At 67.3% G+C, this 21,984-nt stretch carries 26 protein-coding genes; 3 read left to right on the forward strand and 23 right to left on the reverse strand.

Going from position 1 to position 21,984, the window contains the following annotated elements:
- Positions 1-44: 44 nt before the first annotated feature.
- From LFM09_RS12900 to LFM09_RS12910, 3 genes are read right to left on the reverse strand one after another with little or no spacing between them, the layout of a single operon-like run.
- Positions 45-1,133: a PLP-dependent cysteine synthase family protein gene (locus LFM09_RS12900; protein ID WP_414096640.1), complete on the reverse strand. Its 1,089-nt coding sequence runs from the start codon at positions 1,131-1,133 to the stop codon at positions 45-47.
- A 26-nt stretch (positions 1,134-1,159) separates the two neighbouring features.
- Positions 1,160-1,429, reverse strand: coding sequence for a DUF4229 domain-containing protein (locus LFM09_RS12905; protein WP_414096641.1), 270 nt, complete (start codon positions 1,427-1,429; stop codon positions 1,160-1,162).
- A 4-nt stretch (positions 1,430-1,433) separates the two neighbouring features.
- Positions 1,434-1,898, reverse strand: coding sequence for an Lrp/AsnC family transcriptional regulator (locus LFM09_RS12910; protein WP_414096642.1), 465 nt, complete (start codon positions 1,896-1,898; stop codon positions 1,434-1,436).
- A 162-nt stretch (positions 1,899-2,060) separates the two neighbouring features.
- Here LFM09_RS12910 and LFM09_RS12915 point away from each other — a divergent pair, with 162 nt between their 5' ends.
- Together LFM09_RS12915 and LFM09_RS12920 are read left to right on the forward strand one after the other, a co-directional pair.
- The gene (locus tag LFM09_RS12915; RefSeq protein WP_030473853.1) at positions 2,061-2,267 is read left to right on the forward strand and encodes a BldC family transcriptional regulator; all 207 of its coding nucleotides are present in this window, start codon (positions 2,061-2,063) and stop codon (positions 2,265-2,267) included.
- A 57-nt stretch (positions 2,268-2,324) separates the two neighbouring features.
- Positions 2,325-2,492: a hypothetical protein gene (locus tag LFM09_RS12920; RefSeq protein WP_086667950.1), complete on the forward strand. Its 168-nt coding sequence runs from the start codon at positions 2,325-2,327 to the stop codon at positions 2,490-2,492.
- 47 nt (positions 2,493-2,539) lie between these two features.
- On the opposite strand, the gene LFM09_RS12925 is transcribed toward LFM09_RS12920, so the two are convergent.
- The 4 genes from LFM09_RS12925 to LFM09_RS12940 form a co-directional block, all read right to left on the reverse strand.
- Positions 2,540-3,835: an AAA family ATPase gene (locus LFM09_RS12925; RefSeq protein WP_414096643.1), complete on the reverse strand. Its 1,296-nt coding sequence runs from the start codon at positions 3,833-3,835 to the stop codon at positions 2,540-2,542.
- 103 nt (positions 3,836-3,938) lie between these two features.
- Positions 3,939-4,865 (reverse strand): c-type cytochrome biogenesis protein CcsB, encoded by a 927-nt coding sequence (ccsB, locus tag LFM09_RS12930; RefSeq protein ID WP_414096644.1) that lies wholly within the window; start codon positions 4,863-4,865, stop codon positions 3,939-3,941.
- The gene (locus LFM09_RS12935) at positions 4,865-6,340 is read right to left on the reverse strand and encodes a cytochrome c biogenesis protein ResB (RefSeq protein WP_414096929.1); all 1,476 of its coding nucleotides are present in this window, start codon (positions 6,338-6,340) and stop codon (positions 4,865-4,867) included. Before LFM09_RS12935 ends, ccsB begins: the two co-directional genes overlap by 1 nt.
- 41 nt (positions 6,341-6,381) lie before the next feature.
- Positions 6,382-7,158, reverse strand: a complete 777-nt coding sequence (locus LFM09_RS12940) for a cytochrome c biogenesis CcdA family protein (RefSeq protein WP_414096645.1) — start codon at positions 7,156-7,158, stop codon at positions 6,382-6,384.
- A gap of 128 nt (positions 7,159-7,286) precedes the next feature.
- Here LFM09_RS12940 and LFM09_RS12945 point away from each other — a divergent pair, with 128 nt between their 5' ends.
- Complete coding sequence (locus LFM09_RS12945) at positions 7,287-8,267, forward strand: M64 family metallopeptidase (RefSeq protein ID WP_414096646.1); 981 nt, start codon at positions 7,287-7,289, stop codon at positions 8,265-8,267.
- Positions 8,268-8,772: 505 nt separating this feature from the next.
- Here LFM09_RS12945 and LFM09_RS12950 read toward each other — a convergent pair.
- The 16 genes from LFM09_RS12950 to LFM09_RS13025 form a co-directional block, all read right to left on the reverse strand.
- Positions 8,773-9,330 carry a TlpA family protein disulfide reductase gene (locus tag LFM09_RS12950; protein ID WP_414096647.1) on the reverse strand — a complete coding sequence of 186 codons (558 nt, stop codon included), beginning with the start codon at positions 9,328-9,330 and terminating at the stop codon, positions 8,773-8,775.
- The gene (locus LFM09_RS12955; RefSeq protein ID WP_414096648.1) at positions 9,327-9,956 is read right to left on the reverse strand and encodes a histidine phosphatase family protein; all 630 of its coding nucleotides are present in this window, start codon (positions 9,954-9,956) and stop codon (positions 9,327-9,329) included. Before LFM09_RS12955 ends, LFM09_RS12950 begins: the two co-directional genes overlap by 4 nt.
- Positions 9,953-11,248, reverse strand: coding sequence for a glutamate-1-semialdehyde 2,1-aminomutase (gene hemL, locus LFM09_RS12960; protein WP_414096649.1), 1,296 nt, complete (start codon positions 11,246-11,248; stop codon positions 9,953-9,955). Before hemL ends, LFM09_RS12955 begins: the two co-directional genes overlap by 4 nt.
- An 11-nt stretch (positions 11,249-11,259) precedes the next feature.
- The gene (locus LFM09_RS12965; RefSeq protein ID WP_414096650.1) at positions 11,260-11,613 is read right to left on the reverse strand and encodes a hypothetical protein; all 354 of its coding nucleotides are present in this window, start codon (positions 11,611-11,613) and stop codon (positions 11,260-11,262) included.
- 5 nt (positions 11,614-11,618) lie between these two features.
- Positions 11,619-12,038, reverse strand: coding sequence for a hypothetical protein (locus LFM09_RS12970; RefSeq protein WP_414096651.1), 420 nt, complete (start codon positions 12,036-12,038; stop codon positions 11,619-11,621).
- A complete protein-coding gene (locus LFM09_RS12975; protein ID WP_414096652.1) occupies positions 12,038-12,646 on the reverse strand; it encodes a hypothetical protein in 609 nt (202 codons plus the stop codon). The genes LFM09_RS12970 and LFM09_RS12975 overlap by 1 nt, the downstream gene beginning before the upstream one ends.
- Positions 12,643-13,041, reverse strand: a complete 399-nt coding sequence (locus LFM09_RS12980; protein ID WP_414096653.1) for a hypothetical protein — start codon at positions 13,039-13,041, stop codon at positions 12,643-12,645. The genes LFM09_RS12975 and LFM09_RS12980 overlap by 4 nt, the downstream gene beginning before the upstream one ends.
- Positions 13,038-13,481 carry a hypothetical protein gene (locus LFM09_RS12985; RefSeq protein ID WP_414096654.1) on the reverse strand — a complete coding sequence of 148 codons (444 nt, stop codon included), beginning with the start codon at positions 13,479-13,481 and terminating at the stop codon, positions 13,038-13,040. Before LFM09_RS12985 ends, LFM09_RS12980 begins: the two co-directional genes overlap by 4 nt.
- A 9-nt stretch (positions 13,482-13,490) precedes the next feature.
- Entirely contained in the window at positions 13,491-14,009 is a 519-nt protein-coding gene (locus LFM09_RS12990; RefSeq protein ID WP_414096655.1) for a hypothetical protein, read from the reverse strand.
- Positions 13,994-14,968 carry a porphobilinogen synthase gene (gene hemB / locus LFM09_RS12995; protein ID WP_414096656.1) on the reverse strand — a complete coding sequence of 325 codons (975 nt, stop codon included), beginning with the start codon at positions 14,966-14,968 and terminating at the stop codon, positions 13,994-13,996. Before hemB ends, LFM09_RS12990 begins: the two co-directional genes overlap by 16 nt.
- A gap of 73 nt (positions 14,969-15,041) precedes the next feature.
- Positions 15,042-16,574, reverse strand: coding sequence for a uroporphyrinogen-III synthase (locus tag LFM09_RS13000; RefSeq protein ID WP_414096657.1), 1,533 nt, complete (start codon positions 16,572-16,574; stop codon positions 15,042-15,044).
- Between the two features lie 18 nt (positions 16,575-16,592).
- Positions 16,593-17,528: a hydroxymethylbilane synthase gene (hemC, locus tag LFM09_RS13005; protein WP_414096658.1), complete on the reverse strand. Its 936-nt coding sequence runs from the start codon at positions 17,526-17,528 to the stop codon at positions 16,593-16,595.
- Positions 17,525-18,841, reverse strand: a complete 1,317-nt coding sequence (locus LFM09_RS13010; protein WP_414096659.1) for a glutamyl-tRNA reductase — start codon at positions 18,839-18,841, stop codon at positions 17,525-17,527. The genes hemC and LFM09_RS13010 overlap by 4 nt, the downstream gene beginning before the upstream one ends.
- A gap of 37 nt (positions 18,842-18,878) precedes the next feature.
- Positions 18,879-19,634: a redox-sensing transcriptional repressor Rex gene (locus LFM09_RS13015; RefSeq protein WP_414096660.1), complete on the reverse strand. Its 756-nt coding sequence runs from the start codon at positions 19,632-19,634 to the stop codon at positions 18,879-18,881.
- Positions 19,635-19,798: 164 nt separating this feature from the next.
- The gene (locus tag LFM09_RS13020; RefSeq protein WP_414096661.1) at positions 19,799-20,356 is read right to left on the reverse strand and encodes a fasciclin domain-containing protein; all 558 of its coding nucleotides are present in this window, start codon (positions 20,354-20,356) and stop codon (positions 19,799-19,801) included.
- Positions 20,357-20,486: 130 nt separating this feature from the next.
- On the reverse strand, positions 20,487-21,956 hold the full coding sequence (locus tag LFM09_RS13025; RefSeq protein ID WP_414096662.1) for a molybdopterin-dependent oxidoreductase: 1,470 nt from the start codon (positions 21,954-21,956) through the stop codon (positions 20,487-20,489).
- Positions 21,957-21,984: the final 28 nt, after the last annotated feature.

Raw genomic sequence — 21,984 nt, forward strand, 5'->3', positions numbered from 1 at the left:
GGACTCAGGTGGTGCTCAGGTCACGCTGTGACGCACAACTCTCGTCACCAGTTCCCCGTGCGGTGGAAGTTGTTCAGGCGTTCAAGACACGGGTCGAGATCCATGTCTTGTGCGGATACCCATGAGTCGTCGTAGTAGGTGTTTGCGTAACGCTCACCACCGTCACACAACAGAGTCACCACGCTCCCGCGCGTGCGAGATTGCCGCATCTCGGCAACGATCTGGAACGCTCCCCAGAGATTTGTTCCGGTCGATCCACCCACGCGACGACCGAGCTGGTCCTCGACGTACCGGATCGTCGCCACGGACGCCGCGTCCGGCACCTTGATCATGCGATCGATCACCTGGCCGATGAACGACGGCTCCACCCGCGGCCGGCCGATGCCCTCGATCCGCGAACCGCGCGTGCCCACCAGCTCCGGCGCGCTGTCCCGCCACGCGTCGAAGAACACCGAGAACTCGGGATCCACGACGGCCAACCGCGTCGAAAGCTTCTGGTAGTGGATGTACCGACCGACCGTGGCCGACGTACCGCCCGTGCCGGCGCCCACCACCACCCACTCGGGCACGGGCGAGGGCTCCAGCTTCATCTGGTCGAAGATGGACTCGGCGATGTTGTTGTTGCCACGCCAGTCCGTCGCGCGCTCGGCGTGCGTGAACTGGTCCATGAAGTGGCCGTCGAGCTCGGTGGCCAGCCTCCGCGACTCGTCATAGATCGTCGACGGGTCGTCGATGAAGTGGCACCTGCCGCCCTGCCGCTCGATGAGCGCGATCTTCTCCGCCGACGTCGAGCGCGGCATCACCGCGATGAACGGCAACCCCAGCAGCCTCGCGAAGTACGCCTCGGAGACCGCCGTCGACCCGGACGACGCCTCGATCACGGGCGTGCCACCGGTGATCCACCCGTTGCAGATCGCGTAGAGGAACAACGACCGCGCCAGCCGGTGCTTCAACGAACCGGTGGGGTGCGTCGACTCGTCCTTCAGGTAGAGGTCGATGCCCCAGTCGAGCGGCAACGGGTAGCGCAGCAGGTGGGTGTCGGCGCTGCGGTTCGCGTCCGCCTCGATGATCCCGACGGCCTCGCGCACCCAGTGCCTGGTCCTGCTGCAACAACGGTCAAGAGAAGTGCTCACGCAGGCACGATAACCGCAGGTCGCAGTTACGCCTGGGTAAGAGGACCTTCGTCACCACGCAGCTCGGCGCGCAGCTTGTCGCGCTCCGCCTGACGCGCGGCCTGGTGCTCGTTCAACCCGACCGCCACACGCTGCCGCAGGCCCTTGAACAGGAACAACGACGCGGGCAGCGCCACGACGACACCGACGGCCAGCGCGGGAAGCAAAGGAACGTTGAAGAACATGAGCGCGCCCGTCACCACCGCGACCAGGCCGAGGCGGGCGAGAACGTAAAGCGTCACATCGCGAGCGAGCACCCGTTCAGGTTACGTCGTCGTCCGACTCAGCAGTGTTCGGCCGCCCCTCGAACCGCGTGGAGAGCACCACGGTCGTGCGCGTACGGGCAACGCCGGGGATGCGCCGCAACCGCCCGAGAGAGCGCTCCAGGTCGTCCACCGTCGCCACCCGGACCTTCACGATGAACGACTCGTCGCCCGCCACCCGGTAGCAGGACTCGACCTCGATGAGCTCGCCCAACGCGTCCGCGACCTCGTCGTCGTCCGCGGTGTCCGTGGAGTGGATGCCGATCAACGCGGTGACACCCAGTCCGACCGAGCTGGGGTCCACGACCGCGTGATAGCCGACGATCACGCCGCTGGACTCGAGCTTGCCGACCCGCTCGTGCACGGCGGAGGCGGACAGGCCGACCTGCCTGCCGAGATCGGCGTACGTGGCCCGGCCGTTGGCGCGCAGTGCGGCGATGATCTGTCGATCAAGAGCATCCACCCGCGACACCTTATGCCCAGCGCACGCGTGCACGTAGTCCCGGTCACATGTCCGGTTCGCCCCGGTCGTCCCTTACTACCTCTTTACCAAAAAACAAGCGTTCGAGTACCTGAAGGGTGAGATGCCACGATCAGACCGGAACGTCTGATCTGAGGAGGACGAGTGACTGCAGCCACCGAGCGGCTCTTGACGCCTGGGGAAGTCGCCAATCTGTTCCGGGTCGACCCGAAGACCGTGACCCGATGGGCCACCGCAGGTCGCATCGGCTCGATCCGCACCCCTGGAGGACATCGCAGGTTCCGTGAGACCGAGGTGAAGGCTCTGCTGTCGGAGCTGACGACCGAGGCCACTGAACCCGTCCGCCACTGAAACCGTAGTAATCCCTGTGCCGCGGGTAATCTCGTGGCAAAGGGAGGTGGCGACCAGATGATCTACCTGTTGGCAGTGATCGGTGCGCTCACCGTGGCTGTGCTGGTGTGGCGAGCCTTCGCCCCGCAGCACTCGGAGTACACGCCGGGCCGCAAGGTGATCGCACCCGACGACGACCCGGAGTTCCTGCGCAAGCTCGACGAGCAGCGCAAGCGCGACGAGTGAACGGAAAAGGGGCCCCGACCCCGGGGCCCCTTTCGCACGCGAACCGGCTACGTGTTCGGGAAGTCGTCCGCCACGACGGCGGCGAGTTCCAGCAACGCGAGCCGGGTCTCAGGCGCGAGCTGGTCCAGCGCGATCTCGGCGCCTTCTTCGAGGTGCTCGTCGAACGGCAGACGGACCACGGCGCGGCACCGCTGCTGGAAGTGCGCGGAGAGCTTCTCCAGGTCGACCTTGCCCGACTTCGGGCGGACCGAGTTGATCACGCACACGGACTTCGCGACCAGGTCGCGGTAGCCGTGCGCCTCCAGCCAGTCGAGCGTCGCGGCTGACGTCTGCGCGCCGTCGACCGAGCCGGACGACACCAGCACCAGCTGGTCGGCCTCGTCCAGCACGCCCTTCATCGCGGAGTGCATCAGACCGGTGCCGCAGTCCGTCAGAACGATGTTGTAGAAGTGCTCCAGCAACGCCACCGTGCGCCGGTAGTCGTCCTCGCTGAACGCCTCCGACACCGCCGGGTCCTGCTCGGACGCCAGCACCTCAAGGCGCGCCGGCGACTGCGAGGTGTACGCGCGCACGTCGCTGTACTTCGTGATCCGCGAGGCGTCGCGCAGCAGGTGCCGCACGGTCGCCGTGGTCTCCCGCGGGATCTTCAACGCCAGCGTGCCGCGGTCCGGGTTCGCGTCGACCGCGATCACCCGGTCACCCCGCAGCGACGAGAACGTCGAGCCCAGCGTCGTGGTCGTCGTGGTCTTGCCGACGCCGCCCTTCAACGACAGCATCGCGATCTTGTAGCACCCGCGCAGCGGCTGGTTGATCCGCGCGATCAGCTCGCGCCGGCGCACGTCAGCGGGGCTTTCGCCGAGGTTGACGGCACCACCGGTGAGCGAGTGCAGCGACTTGCGCCAGCCGGACGACGGCGGGCGCTTGTCCTTCTTGATCAGCTGCTGCGACGAGACCTGCTCCGCCTGCGAGCGGTACTCCTGCTGCGGGAAGTTGTTCGGGAACTGCCCACCGGCGAACTGGCCGTACTGGGCTGTGTTGTGCGGTCCGGACTGACCACCGCCGACCGAATAAGCACCCGATTGGCCGCCGCCCACCTGGTACGGGCCGGACTGCGCGCCGGGCACGGGGTAGGGACCGGACGCGTTGCCGGGCACCGAGTAAGGGCCAGACGCGTTGCCGGGCACCTGGTAAGGCCCGGACTGGTTGCCGCCCACGTTGTACGGGCCTGATTGGCCGCCGCTGACGTGCTGCGGACCGGACTGCTGCGGGTCGAGGTAGGCCGTCTGCGGGTCGACGTACTGCGGGCCGGAGCCCTGTTCCTCACCCGGTGGTTGCCATGTCACCGCTGTGGCCCTCCCTGAGCAAGAGGGACCAGGACTTCCCCGACCCCCAGGTTGCGACGGTACGCAACTCGCACGGGTTCCATCGACCTGGGGGGATAAGTCGTTAGAGACCCGCGTACGAATGCAACCCGCTGGTGACCAAGTTGATGAAGAACAGGTTGAAGACGTTCAACGCGAAGCCCACGATGTTGATCCAAGCGGCCCCACGACCGCGCCATCCGGCCGTCGCGCGCGCGTGCAGATACGCCGCGTAGACCACCCACGAGACGAACGCCACCGTCTCCTTGGGGTCCCAGCCCCAGAACCGGCCCCACGCGGCCTCGGCCCAGATCGCGCCGCAGATGATGCCCGCCGTGAACAGCGGGAACGCCAGCACGGTGGTCCGGTACGACATCCGGTCCAGCACGTCGGCCGACGGCAGCTTCGGGAACCGGTCGACTTTCCGGTCCTTGAGCAGGAAGAGGATCGACGTCACGCCGGGGATCAGCAGCACGCCGGATGAGATGGAGATCACCGAGACGTGGATCACCAGCCAGTACGACCGCAGCGCCGGCTGGACGGGCGCGGACTCGGCGTAGAGGACCGTGCCACCGAGGAACAGCAGGATCAGGATCGGCGTCAGCACGAACGCCCCGAGGCGGCGGATCGGGAACTTGACCATCAGCACGATCCACGTCACGACCGCGGCGAGGCACAGCAGCGACATGTACTCGTACATGTTGCCCCAGGGCGCACGCCCGGCGGAGAGACCGCGCATGACCAGCGAACCCAGGTGCAGCAGCGCACCGAGCACCGTCAGCGCGGCACCCATGCGACCGATGCGCTCCGAGCGCGACAGCGCGCTCTTCGGCTCGTCGACCAGGATGCCCGGCACCGGCGCACCGGCTCCGACCAGTGCTTCCGCCTTCTTGCGCGGAACGTGCGCGAACGCCTGCTCCACCGCGTACAGCAAGATCGCGAAGAGGTAGACACCCAGCGCGCTGCGGTACAGCCAGTCGCTGTAGGTCGCGAGGGTCTCGTTGACCGGCATCAGGACTTCTCCTCGTTCAAGACCGCGCGGGCGAGCCGCGTGAACTCCTCGCCGTATCCTGCCTGGTCAGTGCGGGCAAGCCCGCCGACCTCGACCAACGTACGCCCGTCTTCCTGAGGGGTCGCACGCACCCACACCCGCCGGCGCTTGACGGTCAGCGAGACCCCCAGGCCCAGGATGATCAGGATGGCGAACACCAGCACGTACCCCTGCGTGGGGTCGTGCGAGACCTGCAACGACACCCAGTCGCTCACGGAGTCGAACCGCACCTTGGTGCCGTCGTCGAGCACGACCTCCTCGCCCAGCGCGAGGTTCTTGCGCGCGACCTTCTGCAGCCGCCCCTGGTCGACCATCTTCTGGTCGATCGAGAAGATCGACTGACCACGACCGTCGTCCACACCGAGATCGCCTCGATAGACATCGACCGCGACCATCGGGTTGTTCACCGCGGGGAACTTCGAGTTCAGGATGTTGCCGTGCAACAACGGCGTCGGCGCGAGCAGCCCGGTCACCGCGATCTGCCCCTTGCGCCGCGCCTCGGAGTCCGTCACCCCGGGCGGGTCGAACTTGGTCGCACCCTCGGACGCCAGCGTCAACTGGTCAGTCGGCAACCACTGGATCCCCTGCGTGCGCTTCTCGCCGTTCGGGAACGTCACCGTGAACGTCGGCGTGTACCCGTGCCCGAGCAGGTAGAGCCGGTCGCCGGCGGTCCGCAACGGGTGGTTGACCTGCAGCGTGTACGGCCGCCAGTTGTTGGCCGCCAGATCCTCGCCCGACTGGTACTTCACGTCCGCCTGGAACCCGACGGGCTGCCCGTTGTCGAGGTACTCGGCCGAGAACTTGCCGATCTCGACGCAGAACGGCGTGAGATCCGTGCCGTCGACCTGCAGCCCGGGCCGGAACTGGTCGTAGTTGAAGATGCCGCCGTTGCAGAACTGCCCGCCGTCGGCCTGAACGATGACCTGGCCCTCGTAGCTGAACATCTTGCCGAGCGCGAACGACACCAGCAGCCCGAGCAACGCGAAGTGGAACACCAGGTTCCCGGTCTCCCGCAGGTACCCGCGCTCAGCGCTGACCGTGCCGTCCCCGGTCTCCATCCGCCAGCCGCGCAACGCCTTCTTGGCCCGCCCGACCGCCTCCTCCGGCGTCACGTCGAGCACCAACTCAGCGTGATGCGGCATGCGGGAGAGATTGCGCGGCGTCAGCACCGGCTTAGCGCGCATCTGCTTGAAGTACTCCCACGTACGCGGCAGCAGACAGCCGACCAACGACGTGAACAACAACAGGTAGATCGCCGCGAACCACGGCGTCGCGTAAACCTCGAAGAACCCGAGCTTCAGCAGCAGCTGTCCCCACCAGCCACGCTGAGCCACGTACTCGTCAACTTTGGCCGCGTTCAACGACAACTGCGGCAGCAACGCCCCCGGCATGGCCGCGAGCGCCAACAAGAACAGCAGAGTCAACGCGGTCCTCATCGACGTGAGGCCGCGCCACGTGTTGCGCAGGAAGGCGATCACTAGAGCGGCAACTCCACGACGTCGACGAACGAGTAGCGCAGCCACCCGACGAACTCACCCCAGAGCCCGGTGACCAACGCGACGCCCACCAGGATCAACAACACGCCACCAAAAACCTGAACCTGCCGCGCGTGCACCCGCAGCCACTTGGTGACCCCCAACGCCCACCGGGCCCCAAGCGCCAACACGACGAACGGCAACCCAAGCCCCAAGCAGTACGCCAACACCAACAGAGCCCCACGAGCCGTAACCGACCCGACCTCAGTGCTCCGCGCAACAGCCATCACCCCGGCCAGCGTCGGCCCCATGCAAGGCGTCCACCCGAGCGCGAACACGGCACCAAGCACCGGCGCCCCCCACACCCCGGCATTCGGCTTGGCGTGCAACCGAACGTCCTTCTGCAGCGCGGGAACCAGCCCGATGAACACGAGCCCCATCAGGATCGTGACAACCCCACCGATCCGCATGAACAGATCAGCGTTGAGCAACAGCGCGTCCGACACCCCGAGCACGAACATCGTGGCCAACGCGAACACAACAGTGAACCCGAGCACGAACAACAGCGAGGCCCCAGCAACCCGCCACCGCCCCTGCCGAGCAGGCTCCTCAGCGTCAACCCGAGGCGCCTCAGCCCCCACAAGCCCAGCGAGGTACGCGAGATACCCGGGCACCAACGGCACCACACAGGGCGAAGCGAACGAGATGAAGCCAGCCACCAAAGCAACCCCGACGGCCAGCAGCAACGGCCCGGAAGTAGCCAGAAGTGTGGGGTTCACACACCTCAGAGTAGGTAGTTGCCCAGATCACCCCACGACCGGTGTCACTTAGAACGCCCAACGCCTGCGCCATAAGTACCGACGATCGCCGCCTTGTGGGTGACATCACGGTTGCTTAGCGTCAACACATGCATCGTGCCCGGCTGCTCCTCCCAGCGCTGACGGTGACCGCGCTGACCCTGTTCGCCCAGGTACCGACCGGCGGCGCAGCCCCGGCGATGGAATGGCGCGAAGTCTTCAACAAAGACGGCTCCATCACCCAAACCCTGACCCCCAAGCCCAACGCCGACCAAACCACCGGCCTACGCACCCTCGCCACCGCCGACGTGACCAAAATCCACGGCGACCGCGACCCAGCAGACGCCTTCGACCTGGTCTTCGTAGGCGACGGCTACACAACAGACGACCTGGCGACCTACACCACCAACGTGAAGAGCAAGTGGGACGAACTCTCCGCAGTCGAACCCTTCGCGTCCTACAAGGACTACTTCAACGTGTGGCAGGTCGACGTCATCTCCACCGAGTCCGGTGTGGACCACGACCCGACCAAGGGCCTCCTCAAGGACACCGCCCTGGACATGGGCTTCTGGTGCCAGGGCCGAGACGCGAACACAGAACGCCTCCTCTGCGTCAACGAAACCAAGGCCAAGGAGTTCGCCGCCCTGGCCCCCCAGGCAGACCAGGTAATCGCCCTCGGCAACACCACCAAATACGGCGGCGCAGGCGGCTCGGTGGCCACCGCCTCAGGCTCCAACGCACAGGCCGGGCAGATCGCAATCCACGAGCTGGGCCACTCGATCGGCGGCCTGGCAGACGAGTACGACTACCCGTACGCCACCTACACGGGCAACGAACCTCGCGAATTCAACGTGACCAAGGACCCCACCGGTGCAAAGTGGGGCGAATACCTGGGCCAACCGTCCCCAGACGGCGGCGTGATCGCCCCAGTGGAGGGCGCGCGTTACTACAAAAACGGCCTGTACCGCCCAACCGCAAACTCAATCATGCGAACCCTGGGCAAGGAATTCAACTCAATCGGCCGAGACGCCATGATCAAGGCCTTCAAGGCAAAAATCCCCTCCCTGAACACCGCACCGGCCCCCGAATAGCGACGCCGAAGGCGGCCACCTTACGCACCGAGTGAGCCAGACGCTCTTACGCGATGCCGAAGGCGAGCCGCCTTTCCCGAGCGGTCCCGGCGGTGGGGATCCCCGCCCACACAGCCACCAACAAACGCAACCCACCTACGCAACCGACGGCCGCCCAACGCAACAGGCGTGCCATCAACCCGCCCGCGGCGCTAGCCCCCTGATCAGATTGCCGGGGGTCTGGGGGCAGAGCCCCCAGGGAANCGCTCTTACGCGATGCCGAAGGCGAGCCGCCTTTCCCGAGCGGTCCCGGCGGTGGGGATCCCCGCCCACACAGCCACCAACAAACGCAACCCACCTACGCAACCGACGGCCGCCCAACGCAACAGGCGTGCCATCAACCCGCCCGCGGCGCTAGCCCCCTGATCAGATTGCCGGGGGTCTGGGGGCAGAGCCCCCAGGGAAAGCACGCAACGCACGGTCGCCGCCCGCAAAGTAACCACCTACGGACCAGGCGACTCAAAAATCACTCTTTAGCCAACTCATCCAAAACCGGCTGAACATCAGAAGCCAACACCGGCAACAAGAACACCGCAGCAACCTTGTGATCCTTATCAACCACAAAGGTAGACGGAACAGTATTAGCCGGAAGCCCCTTGAACACGTTGATAAACGACCGCGAGGACGCGTCATAAATAGAAGGATAAGTCAACGACCGATCCTTCATAAAATCCCGAGGATGATCCTTGGCAGTCTCCTTGACATCAACCCCAAGCACCTGAGTACCAGCATCAAACAACTTCTGCATCTCAGGAGCCTCAGTCCGACAAGGCCCACACCAAGCTCCCCAAATGTTGATCACAACGGGCTTCCCCGAGTAATCAGAGAGCTTGATCGTCTTCCCGTCCTCCATCAGGGACTCACCCTCAAGCCCCACCAACTGCTTCCGATCAGCCCCGGAATACCGAAGCTTGACCTGCCCCCCAGGCGCCACGAGATAAAAATCCCCAGCCCCAACCTGAGCAGCATCCTTCCCAACAGTGCACCCCGAAACGAGCAACAACAGAACAAGCAGCCTCTTCATGCCCCGGTCACCCGCGGGTTGGTAGCCCCAACAGGCTCCGAGTAAGCAATCCGAACCAACTGCTCCCCCTCAAAAATCAAGGAGGTCAACGAGGCAAGCGAACACTCCCGCTTACGCGGGTCATGCCACATCCGCTTACCTTCAAGGAACCGCCGCACAGTCCAAATAGGCAACTGATGCGACACACAAACAGCTTCATGCCCCTCAGCAGCCGCCCGAGCCTTCTGCACGGCCCCAAGCATCCGATGAGCAATCTCGATGTAAGGCTCCCCCCAGGAAGGCTTGAACGGGTTGACCAACTTGGGCCAGTGCTGAGGAGACCTCAACGCCCCATCCCCAACAGCAACCTTCAAGCCTTCGAACTGGTTGTCCGCCTCGATCAACCGCTCATCGGTGGCAAGCTCCAACCGATGCGAGTCAGCGATAGGCGCGGCAGTCTGCTGCGCACGGTCCAACGGCGAAGCCACAACATGCACGATGTCATGATCAGCAAGGTGCTCAGCCACGGTGAGCGCCTGCTTCTGCCCGCGCTCAGACAGCTTGAAGCCAGGAATGCGCCCGTAGAGGATCCCGGTCGGGTTGTGCACCTCACCGTGACGAAGCAAATGAACAACCGTGCGGGTCACCGGCGAGCCTCCTTGGCGGCGCGAGCCGCGTGCGGCAACGCATCAGCGATCACAGCAAACTCCTCTTCCCCCATCGCAGCGTTCACGAACCATGCCTCGAACGCCGACGGCGGGGCATAAACCCCTCGCTCCAACAACGCGTGGAAAAACGGCGGGAACCGCCACGTCTCACAAGCTTGCGCCCCCGCGTAGTCCTTCACTTCCTCAGAACCGAAGAACACGCTCACCAGGTTCCCAGCGAACTGCACCCGGTGCTCGACCCCGGCCTCGGTCAACGCCGAAGTGAACAACGCCCCAAGCCGCGTGGCGTTCCGGTTCAAAGCCGCATAAACCTCATCATCGGCAGCCCGCAACGTGGCAAGACCAGCAGCGACAGCCACAGGATTCCCGGACAACGTCCCAGCCTGATAAACGGGCCCGGACGGCGCCAACCGAGCCATCACATCCGCCCGACCACCGAACGCGGCAGCCGGCAACCCACCCGACATGACCTTGCCGAACGTGTAGAGGTCGCCGGCGACGCGCTCCAGCCCGAACCACCCGGCCCGCGAAACCCGGAACCCGGTCATGACCTCATCCATGATCAGCAACGCCCCGTCGGCGTCACAGATCTCGCGCAACGACGAGTTGAAGTCGGCCGAAGGCGCAACGGCCCCCATGTTCCCCGCAGCAGCCTCGGTGATCACACAGGCGATCTCACCGGCGTTGTCCTCAAACGCCTTCCGCACAGCGTCAACATCGTTGTACGGCAACACAATCGTGTCCGCAGCCTGCGCACCGGTGACACCGGGCGACGTGGGCAGCCCCAACGTCGCCACCCCGGACCCGGCTTGAGCCAGCAACGCGTCGACATGCCCGTGATAGCACCCGGCGAACTTGATGACCTTGCGCCGCTCGGTGAACCCACGCGCCAACCGAATGGCGCTCATCGTCGCCTCGGTACCGGAGTTGACCAGCCGAACCTGCCGAACCGGCTCGACGCGATCAACAAGCTCAGCCGCGAGCTCGATCTCACCCTCGGTCGGGGTCCCAAAAGACAGACCGAAAGCCGCCGCCTTCTGCACCGCCGACACCACATCCGGGTGGGCGTGCCCGAGGATCATCGGCCCCCACGACGCGACCAGGTCGACGTAGCGGTTGCCGTCCGCGTCCCACAGGTGCGGACCTTCGCCGCGGACCATGAACCGCGGGGTGCCGCCGACGGAGTGGAACGCCCGCACCGGCGAGTTGACCCCACCGGGGGTCAGCGTCGACGCGCGCTCGAACAGGGCCTGGGATCGACTCGCAGTCACGTACCCCAGTCTCACATGTCGGGGTCGGCGGCTTTCTGCGGCCGGGTGCGCACGGCCAGCACGACCTGCCGCACCGCGTCGAGCAAGAGGATCGCGGCGAGCGTCACGGCGCCGACGGCCGTACCCAGCCAGTTGCCGTGGTACCGCGTGGAGATCAACGGCTCGCGGCCCTCGATCGGGTACGCGAGCTTCACGACACCGCGGTTCCAGCACCAGACGGCGACGATCGCCAGCGCCACGACCACGACGACCTCACCCGCGGCGATCAACGCGCGCTTGGGCTGGTGCAGGCTCGGGCCGGCGGGCGGTACCTGCTCTTCCGGCTCCTCCACCACGGTCTCCGGCTCGGTCGCGGCCTCTGTCACGTTGCTCACCCTCTCACGACCCGCCGCAGCCCCGCGAGCAAGGCTTCGGGGTCGCGCGCCCACCCCAGCACGACGGTCCCGTCCAGGAGTCGCAACGGCACCGCGGTCGTCCCCTTGGGCACCGACCAGCCGCCCCCGAGCACCCGTGCCCCGGTCGGCGCACCGACCTCCCGGCACGCCTCGATCATCGCGACCGGCAGCTTCTCCCGTCCGAACTGGGCTTCTTCGGCCGTCAGCACGACGCTGCCGGTCTTCACCCGGCCGTACACCCACAACACCGCACCGAGCGTCAGTCCGAGTCCCACGATCGTCCACAGGGCCGCGGAAGCTGGCCCGGTGATCAGTTCGACCAGGTAGCCGGCGACCGCGAACGCGGGTCCCCACAGCACCGGCCACCAGCTGCTGCCGGACTCCCGGTAGAGCACTACCGCACGTACTTGTTCGACGCCGGGAGGAACTGCAGAACGACGGCCGCGACGGTCAGCCCGATCACCACGATGCTCATCGCCACACCCACCTGCCAGACCGGTGCCTGCAGGCCGACGATGGTGATCGAGATCATCGTCACGATCCCCAGCATGCCGAGGAGCGTGAGCACGATGCGCGCCCAGTTGTGCCCGTTGCGCAGCACGATGGCGAACGCGACGTACGGCGAGGCGGCCACGAGCATGCCGAAGCCCGCCATGATCGCCGTGGCCTGCACGCCCAGCTCGGCCGCCTGCCGATCGCTCCCGGTCTCCCCGGCGATCATGGCGTCGACGTTGGCGAACATCAGCAGCGGGATCACGGCGACGGAGAGCACCGCGCCGGCGATCCAGATCCACATCGCCGCGGTGATCGTGGACGGTCGCTGCGGCGGCATCTCCTGCGGCAGCACCGGGCTCAGCGGCGCCATCGAGAAGCTCGCCTGGCCCATGTGGCTCACCTGGTACGGCGAGGTAGGCTCCGGGGCCACCGGGAACTGCTGCCACTGCGACATGTCCTGGGCGTTGCCCGGGTTCTGCCACGGACTCGGGTTCTGGGGATCGGTCACGGCTCACGCACCTCCGTCATCCACTGTGCCGCAGCGCGCTGCCACGTGAAGACGATTGCGACACAGATGAGCAGAAGCGTGACCAGGTTCGCCGCGCTGACACCGACGATCAGCAGCCACAGCATGTGGCCGATCGAGACCAGCGACAGCGCGATCCGCGCCCAGTTCTTCCGCTTCAGGAACAACCGGGTCAGCCAGCCGTAGAGCGCCGCGAAGATGACCGAGACCACGGTCAGCGCGATCAGGAAGTTCGTCACCTCACCGGACGGCCGCCCGCTCATCCGCTCGATCTCGCCGCGCTGGAACCACAGACCGACGGCCGTGAACAGCACGAACACCGCGATGGCCAGCCACAGCCCGGTCGCGATGCGCACCGGCCGAGGAGCGTCGTTCACGTCAGCTGCTCGCGCTGGGTCAGGTAGTCGCTCGACTGCCGGAAGTAGAAGAGCACCAGGCCCGCGATGGCGACCAGCGCCACGACGACACCGAGGGTGTTGGTGAGCAGCTGGAAGAACAGGTTGATCAGCAACGTGATCATCAGTCCCGTCCGGGGCTTGCGCAGTCCCGCCCGCACCTTGCCGGCGAACCAGATCGAGAGACCGGCGACCACCACCGTGACCACCAGCGCGACGATCAACACGGCGTTGAGCGTCGCGGCGATCATTTCCGGGGTGATGTTCGGATCCTTGTTCACCTTGACGCTGGCGTCGATCAACGGCTGCTTGTTGAACAGCACGAACACCGCGACCAGCACGCCGAGCACGGCGCCGGTCACCACGAGCCAGTAGCCCGCGGTGATGGTGCCCGGAGCGCCCGATTCCTTCGGAGAAGTCACGGTCGGAACTTAGGACCGCAGGAAGGTGCTGTCCACCGTGACGCGCTTCCTGAAGTGCGCGGACACCCGGAACATCAGCACGAACGCGATCACTTCCAGCACCGTGGTGACCGCGGCGACGGCCAGGGCGATCGGGCGGATCTCCACTCCGAACGCCGCGGCGACCCCGCTGGCCCACGCGACCAACCGGAACAGTCCGAACACGACGGACAGGACGCCGATCACGGCCAGCACGATCCTGGCCCAGTTGCGCCCGCGCGCCATCGCGTTCGCCAGCCGCACGTACGCGAGGAGGATCGCCGTCGACATGAGCAGTACGAACAGGATCGAGCCGTTGACGCCGGCGTCGATCTGGTCCTGCCCGAGCGCCGGGTTGGCCCGGCGCACCTCGGCGATGATCGTCTCGCGGTCGAACAGCTGCGCCACGAACCCGACCATGGTCACCAACGCGCTGGCGATCCACAGCCAGCGCGAGATGTTGATCAGCTTCGGGACCTCGACGGGCGGGGCTTTTACCGGTCCAGCCACCGCGCGGCTTCCACGGCCCAGTAGGTCAGCACGATGTCCGCACCGGCCCGGCGAATCGACGTGAGCGACTCCAGGATCGAACGCTCGCGCTCGATCCAGCCGTTCTGAGCGGCGGCCTCGATCATCGCGTACTCACCGGAGATCTGGTACGCCGCAACGGGAACGTCAGAGATCTCGGCGACGGACCGCAGCACGTCCAGGTACAGCAGCGCCGGCTTGACCATGACCATGTCCGCGCCCTCGGCGAGGTCCAGCTGCACCTCGCGGATCGCCTCGCGGGCGTTCGCGGGGTCCTGCTGGTAGGTCTTGCGGTCACCGGAGAGCTGCGACTCGACCGCGTCGCGGAACGGCCCGTAGAACGCCGAGGCGTACTTGGCCGAGTAGGCGAGGATGCCGGTGTCGTTCAGGCCGGCCTGGTCCAGAGCGTTGCGGATGAAGGCGATCTGGCCGTCCATCATGCCGCTGGGGCCGACGACGTGAGCACCGGCGCGCGCCTGAGCCACGGCCATCTCGCCGTAGACCTCCAGCGTCGCGTCGTTGTCGACCGTGCCGTCCGCGGCGAGCACGCCGCAGTGACCGTGGTCGGTGAACTCGTCGAGGCAGCAGTCCGACATCAGCACGGTGCTGTCGCCCAGCTCCGCACGGAGGTCGCCCAGTGCGGCGTTGAGGATGCCGTCCGGGTCGGTCCCGCCGGAGCCCACGGCGTCGCGCTCGGCGGGCACGCCGAACAGCATGATGCCGCCGACACCTGCCTGCACGGCCTCGACCGCGGCCTTCCGCAACGAGTCACGGGTGTGCTGCAGGACGCCGGGCATGCTCGCGATCTCCGCGGGCTCGCCCAGGCCTTCCTTGACGAACATGGGCAGCACGAGCTGCCTCGGGCGCACCTCGGTCTCGCTGACCAGGCGGCGCATGGCGGGCGTCGTGCGCAGACGCCTCGGCCGGTGAAGTGGGTACATCGCGGACTCCCTGTGGAGAGAGTCGAAGGGGCCACTCAAAGTTTACTTGAGTGGCCCCGACGGCTTCTGTCTTTTAGCTCCTGCGCAGGCGCTTGGTCTTGCGCGGAGGAGGCAGCGCTCCCTCGGCGCGCAACCGGGCGGCGTGGGCGGCCAGCGCGTCTACCAGCGCGGGCACGTTCGCCTCCTCGGGCTGCACGTCGACCCGGAGGCCGAACTCCCGCGCCGTCTCGGCGGTCTGCGGGCCGATGCACGCGACGAGCGTGCGGGCGTGCGGCTTGCCCGCGATGCCGACCAGGTTCCGCACGGTCGACGACGAGGTGAAGCACACCGCGTCGAAGCCACCGGACTTGATCATCTCGCGGGTCTCGGCGGGCGGCGGGGCCGCACGCACGGTGCGGTACGCCGTCACGTCGTCGATCTCCCAGCCACGTTCGCGCAGGCCGGCGGCCAGCGTCTCGGTGGCGATGTCGGCCCGCGGCAGCAGCACGCGGTCGACCGGGTCCAGGATGTCGTCGTAGGGCGGGAAGTCGTTGAGGAGACCCTCGGACGACTGCTCACCGGACGGCACGAGCTCGGGGATGATGCCGAACGAGCGCACCTTCGCGGCCGTGGCCTCGCCGACGCAGGCGATCTTCACGCCGGAGAACGCGCGGGCGTCCAGACCGAACTCGCGGAACTTCTCCCACACGGCGCGAACGGCGTTCGTCGAGGTGAAGACGACCCACTGGTAGCGGCCGTCGACCAGACCCTTGACCGAACGCTCCATCTGCGCGGGGCTGCGCGGCGGCTCGACCGAGATCGTCGGCACCTCGACGGCGATCGCGCCGTGCGAGTGCAGACGCTCGGACATCGCGCCGGCCTGCTCCTTGGTCCGCGGGACCAGCACGCGCCAGCCGTAGAGCGCCCGCGACTCCCACCAGGAGAGCTTCGAACGCGCGGCGGCGGCGGCACCGACCGTGACGACCAGCGGGCCGTTGAGCTCGCCGGCGTCGGCTGCCAGGGAGGCCAGCGTGGTGTCGATGGTGCGCTGCTGGAAGCCCGTGCCCTCGGCGGTCACGGCGACCGGCGTCTGGGACGCGAGGCCGTTCTCCACCAGGTTGGACGCGGCCTCGGCCAGGTGCGAACCGGTCGCGTGCAGGACCAGCGTGCCGGGCGCGGCCGCGAGGCCTGCCCAGTCGCTGACCGCGCGCACGTCGACCTCGGTGTGCACGCCACCGAGCGCGACACCCGCGTACGCCGGAACCGCGGTGCCCGAGGGCACACCCGGAACGACGTCGAACGGGATCGTCGACTTCGCGACGGCCTGCGCTTCCTTCACGACCGAGTCGAGCGTCAGCGGGTCGCCGGCGACGAGACGAACGACGGTCGCGCCGTTCTTCGCCTCCGTCACCAGGTCCTTGGCCACGTCGGCGGCTTCCCCGACAGCGGGGCGGACCTCGACTCCCTCGGCCACGGTCGCGAGGACGTCCGCGGGGACGTCCGGGTCGGTGACCACGAGTTCAGCCCTGGTGAGCAAGTCGTGGGCCCGGACCGTGAGCAGCCCGGTGTCGCCGGGGCCGGAGCCCACGAAAGCGATGCGTCCGGGGGTCTTGCGTGCGCGGGTCATCAGGGCACTCCCCATCGATTACGCCTCTGGGCCGCTGAGCACGGCGGCCCCGAGGTCGAGCAACTCGGCGGCCAGCGCCCGGCCAAGTCCCTCAGCTTCGGTCAAGTCACCGGTGGCGGACGCACGGAGGAGATCGTTCTCCGGCGTCGCTGCGACCCCGCGCAGGGAAAGCCGATACACGACCTTCCCCTCGTCATCGAGGTCTTCCACCACATCGGCCAGCGCGCCGACCGGCGCGCTGCAGCCCGCCTCGAGCGCGGCCAGCATGGCGCGCTCAGCGGTCACAGCGGCCCGGCTGGCCGAATCGTCCAAAGTGGACTGGATCAGGTGCTCGGCGTCGACGTCGTCGACCCGGCACTCGACTGCCAACGCGCCCTGTGCGGGCGCGGGAAGCATCTGGATGGGCTCCAGGTTCTCGGTGATCTCGCTCGTGCGACCGAGGCGCGCGATGCCGGCGCGAGCCAGCACGACGGCGTCGAGCTCGCCGTTGCGAACCTTGCCGATGCGGGTGTCCACGTTGCCGCGCAACGGAACGATGTTCAGCCCGAGGCCGAGAGCCTCCAGCTGGGCCGCACGGCGCGGGGAACCGGTGCCCACAGTGGACCCCGCCGGCAGCTCGCCGAGCGTGAGACCGTCGCGCGCCACGAGAGCGTCGCGCGGGTCTTCCCGCTGGGGCACTGCCGCGAGCACCAGACGCTTGTCCGGCGCGGTCGGGAGGTCCTTGTAGGAGTGGACGGCGATGTCGATCTCGTCGTTCGCGAGCGCGTCGCGGAGAGCCGACGTGAACACGCCGATGCCGATCTGCGCGATCGGGGCGTCGGACAGGTCACCCGGCGTCTTGATGACGACGATCTCGACCTGCGCTCCGGCAGCCTTGAGCGCCTCGGCCACGGTCCCCGTCTGAGCGAGCGCCAGTGCGCTGCCTCGGGTACCGATCCGTAGGGTGCGGGTCACCGCGTTTCACCATCCACAGAAGACTTCTTGGTCTGGCTGACCGCACCAGGGGTCTGGGGGTCCAACCCGAACAGTTCGCGGAGAGCCTCCGCGTAGCCGGTACCACCAGGCGCGGAGGCGAGCTCCTTCACCCTGACGGTCGGCGTGTGCAGGAGCTTGTCTACAACGCGGCGCACCGTCTTGGCCAATTCACCGCGTGTCGCGGGGTCCAGTTCGGGAAGTCGCGAATCAAGACGGAGCAGCTCGGCGTCGACCACCTCGGCCGCGCGCTTGCGCAGGGCCGTGACGGTCGGCGTGACCTCGGCGGAGCGCTGGCCCGCCAGGTACGCCTTCACCTCGTCGGCGACGAGCTGGGCGGCCAGCCTGGCGTCCTGGCCCGCCGGGGCGTCCGAGAGACGGCGCTGGAGCGTTTCCAGGTCCACCACACGAACGTTCGGCAGTTCGGCCGCGGCCGGGTCGACGTCCTTGGGCAGGCCGAGGTCGCACACGACGAGCGGGCGCGACCGCGTGCTGATCATGTCCGCGCGGACCACCGTGTCGACCGACCCGGTGCACGCGAAGACGATGTCCGCGAGATCGATCTCGACGGCCAGCGCGGTGAGGTCGACGGCCGTCGCGGGGACGCCCTCCGCCTTCAGCGACGTGGCCAACCGCACACCGTTGGCCTGCGTCCGGTTCGCGATGACGACCTCGCCGATGCCCGCCCTGCGCAGGTGCGCGGCGGCGAGACCACCCATGGCGCCCGCGCCGACGAGCAGCGCGCGCTTGCCGACGAGGGTGCCCAGCTCGGTCTCGGCGTCACCGAGCGCCTCGGACACGACCGACGCGCCCGCGTGGTCGATACCGGTCTCGGCGTGCACGCGCTTGCCGACGCGCAGCGCGTTCTGCGTGAGCTCGTGAACGGTCTTGCCGACGGTGCCCGCCTCGTCCGCCGCCGCGTACGCACCGCGCAGCTGACCGAGGATCTGGGACTCGCCGACGACCATCGAGTCGAGGCCCGCGGCGACCGAGAACAGGTGTTCCACGGCAGCGGCGGCGTAATGCACGTAAAAGTTCTCGTACAGCGACTGCGGGTCGACCTGGGCGTGCTGCGCCAGCACCTCGACGACCTCGGACATACCGCCGTGGAACGACTCGACGACGGCGTAGACCTCGACCCTGTTGCAGGTCGACAGGACCATCGCCTCGGAGACGCTGGGGGCGGCGAGCAGCTGACCGAGAACCTTGGGCAGGTTCGGCTCGGCCACGGTGACGCGTTCGAGGACCGGGACGGGTGCGGTGCGGTGCGACAGACCGACTACGAGCACGCTCATGCACTCACCACGTCTGCCGGAGCCGTCTGGCTCACGCTCACGGGCGAATCACCATCCCGTCCACACCGAGTCCGTTGTTGCCGACCGAGACGCTGGCAGCCTCGTCCGCACGTCGAGCGACGTGGAACGACAGGATCTGCATCTCGACCGCCAAGTCAACCTTGCGCACCTCGACGTTGTCTGGAACCTGAAGGACAACTGGTGCAAAGTTCAGAATGCACTGGACGCCCGCAGATACCAAACGGTCGCAAACCGACTGAGCGGCGGGCGGTGGGGTCGCGATCACACCGATCGAGACCTCGCGTTCCAGGCAGACCGCGGTGATGTCGTCGATGTGACTGACGGGGATGCCCCCAACAGGGATTCCGATGAGATCGGCGTCCACGTCGAACAACGCGGTGACCGGGAAACCACGACCGGGGAACCCGCCGTAGTTGGCCAGAGCGTGACCAAGGTTACCGATGCCGACGACGGCCACGGAGTGGTTGCGGGTGAGCCCGAGGATGCGCTCGATGTGGCTGACGAGGACCTCGACGTCGTAGCCGACGCCCCTCGTGCCGTACGAGCCGATGTAGCTCAGGTCCTTGCGGAGCTTGGCCGCGTTGACGCCGGCGGCCTGGCTGAGCTCCTCGCTCGAAACAGCGTTCACACCCTGGTCGGCCATGCCGGACAGGACGCGGAGGTACACGGCGAGCCTGGCCACCGCCGCCTCCGGGATCGCACGAGCGCGATCCCTGTCGGCAGGCTCCGCAGCGGTGGTGGTCGTCTCACCTTCGCCCCGCTGTGATGCCACGCTCTCCGACCTCCGGGTGTGCTTCACCGCAGGGACCCCGCGGCGCTGGTGATACCCACACCGTACCGCTTGTGAACGCATGCACAAAGTCGGCCGAAAAGAGTCCTGAGAGCGTGACAGCGCTGGTCACAGGGCGTGACCAGCGCTGGATCGGTTCTTGATCACTACGGGGTGAGGACCTTGCCGATCACGAACACGGTGGCGTTCTTGGTCGGGATGTTGCCGCACAGGACCGGTGCGCCGTTCACCGTCAGGTTGTCACCGGATCCCGCGATGGTGACGTCCTGGCCCGCGAGCGTCTTGACCGTTTTGGCAGCTACGAGGCCTTTCGCGTCGTACCGCATCGGGACGACGTGGTACTGCAGGACAGGCGTGAGCATCGCCGGGTTGTTCGCGAGCTCCTGGAACTTCGCGTCACCGAGCTCGGCGAACGCGGGGTCGGCCGGCGCGAACACGGTGATCGCCTGCTGCGAGTTCAGCGTGTCGACGAGGTTGGCCGCCTTGACCGCGGCCACCAGCTTGGTGAGCAGCGGGTTGTTGCTCGCGGCGGTGGCCACCGGGTCCTCGGCCATGCCCAGCAGCGAGCCCTTGCCGTCCTGCGGGACACCGGCGCAGCCCGGCCCGAACACGTCGCCCGTCTTCGTCATGCCGTTGCTCGCCGCCTCGGTCGTGCTGGTCGGCGTGCTCGTCGGGGTGTTCGTGGTGGTGCTCGCCTGATCCATGCCGCTGCACGCGGTCAGACCCGCAATTGCGATCGCAAATACACCTGCGAGGGTCTTTCGCACTTTCGATCACTCCCTGAATGTTCTCGACCTGTCTGCCTGAACATTCGGGACGGATGTTGATTCGGTTCTACTCGACGGTGAAAGAAATCGAATGCCACCCGGTTGCGCCGTCGGGAACCGGGTCGAGCCGCGCCTGATCCTGGGTGTAACCGCTTTTGTCGGTGGCACGACACTCGACCGTGTGACTTCCGGGCTTGAGATCCAGCTCGATCCGCCACATCCGCCACGTGCTGTCGCTGACGTCCGTGCCCAGCTCGGTTTCCTGCCACGGGCCGCCGTCCGCCCTGACCTCGACCTTGGCCACGCCCTTCGGCTGCGCCCAAGCGGTACCCGCGACGACCGTCTTGCCCTGGATTTTGCTCAGGCCTTTGGGCCGGTCGATCCGTGACATTGTTTTGATCGGCGCCCTGGTCGACCAGCCGCGCGGGATCCAGTAGCCCTGGTCTTTCTCGAACGTGGTGACGTTGAGGTCCGTCACCCATTTGGTGGCGGAAACGTAGCCGTACAGGCCGGGCACCACGAGCCGCGCCGGGAACCCGTGCTCGGCGGGCAGTGGTTCGCCGTTCATGCCGATGGCGATCAGCCCGCGTTCGAGGACGTAGTCGAGCGGGCTGCCCGCGGTGAAGCCGTCGTCGCTGGTGCTGAACAGCTGGTCGGCGCCGGACTTCACGCCGGCCTCCCGGAGCACGTCGCCGATCTTGACACCGATGAAGTTCGCGGTGGAGATGTACGGGCCGCCGACCTCGTTGGAGACGCAGGTGAGGGTGACGGTCTCCTCGATCAGGTCGCGCTTGCGGATCTCGTCGAACGTCAGCACGGTCGGCCGCTCGACCATGCCGTGGATCCGCAGCGTCCACTCCTCGGCGCGGATCCGCGGCACGCTCAGCGCCGTGTCGATCCGGTAGAAGTCCTTGTTGGCCGTGATGAAGCTCGGGGTGCCGTCCTTGACGAAGTCGGCGTTGATCGGGACCTCGGGCGCCTTGGTCTTCGGGACCAGCTCACCGACCGCCTGGCGCGAGCCCTCGACGTCGGTCCGGCTGCCGAACAACTGGCCCGCGACGCCCGCCACGGCCGCGAGCCCGGCCGTGACCAGGAAGTCGCGCCGGGTCTCGCTCGGCTCGGTCTCCCGGTGCAGGTAGCGGAACACGTAGACGCCGGCGGCGAGGCTGGCGAGCGGGGCCAGCACGCTGAGCTGGCCGACGTCCGGCCTGCTCAGGACGGCCGCGATGCCGACGAGCCCGAGCAGGACGGCCACCACCGTCCCCGGTGTGGGGCTGGTGCGGCTCGCCAGGCCGGACGCGATGCCGATGCCGAGCAGGACGAGTCCCATGCCGATCAGCAGCACGAGCTTGTCGTAGGTGCCGAACGTGGTGACCGCGAAGTCCTTCAGCCACGACGGGGTGAGGTCGATCGCGGCGTTGCCGACAGCCAGGTAGGGCGAGGAGCTCAGGCCCACGAAGGCGGCCACCAGGTGCCCGGCCGCGAGCGCGGCGACGAGTGCGAGCAGTCCGGTGAGTGCTGCCTTGGCGGGCTTCATATGTCTAATTCGACACCGATGGGCCGTT

This window comes from Lentzea alba (genome assembly GCF_047445655.1).
Taxonomy (GTDB): Bacteria; Actinomycetota; Actinomycetes; order Mycobacteriales; family Pseudonocardiaceae; genus Lentzea; species Lentzea alba_A.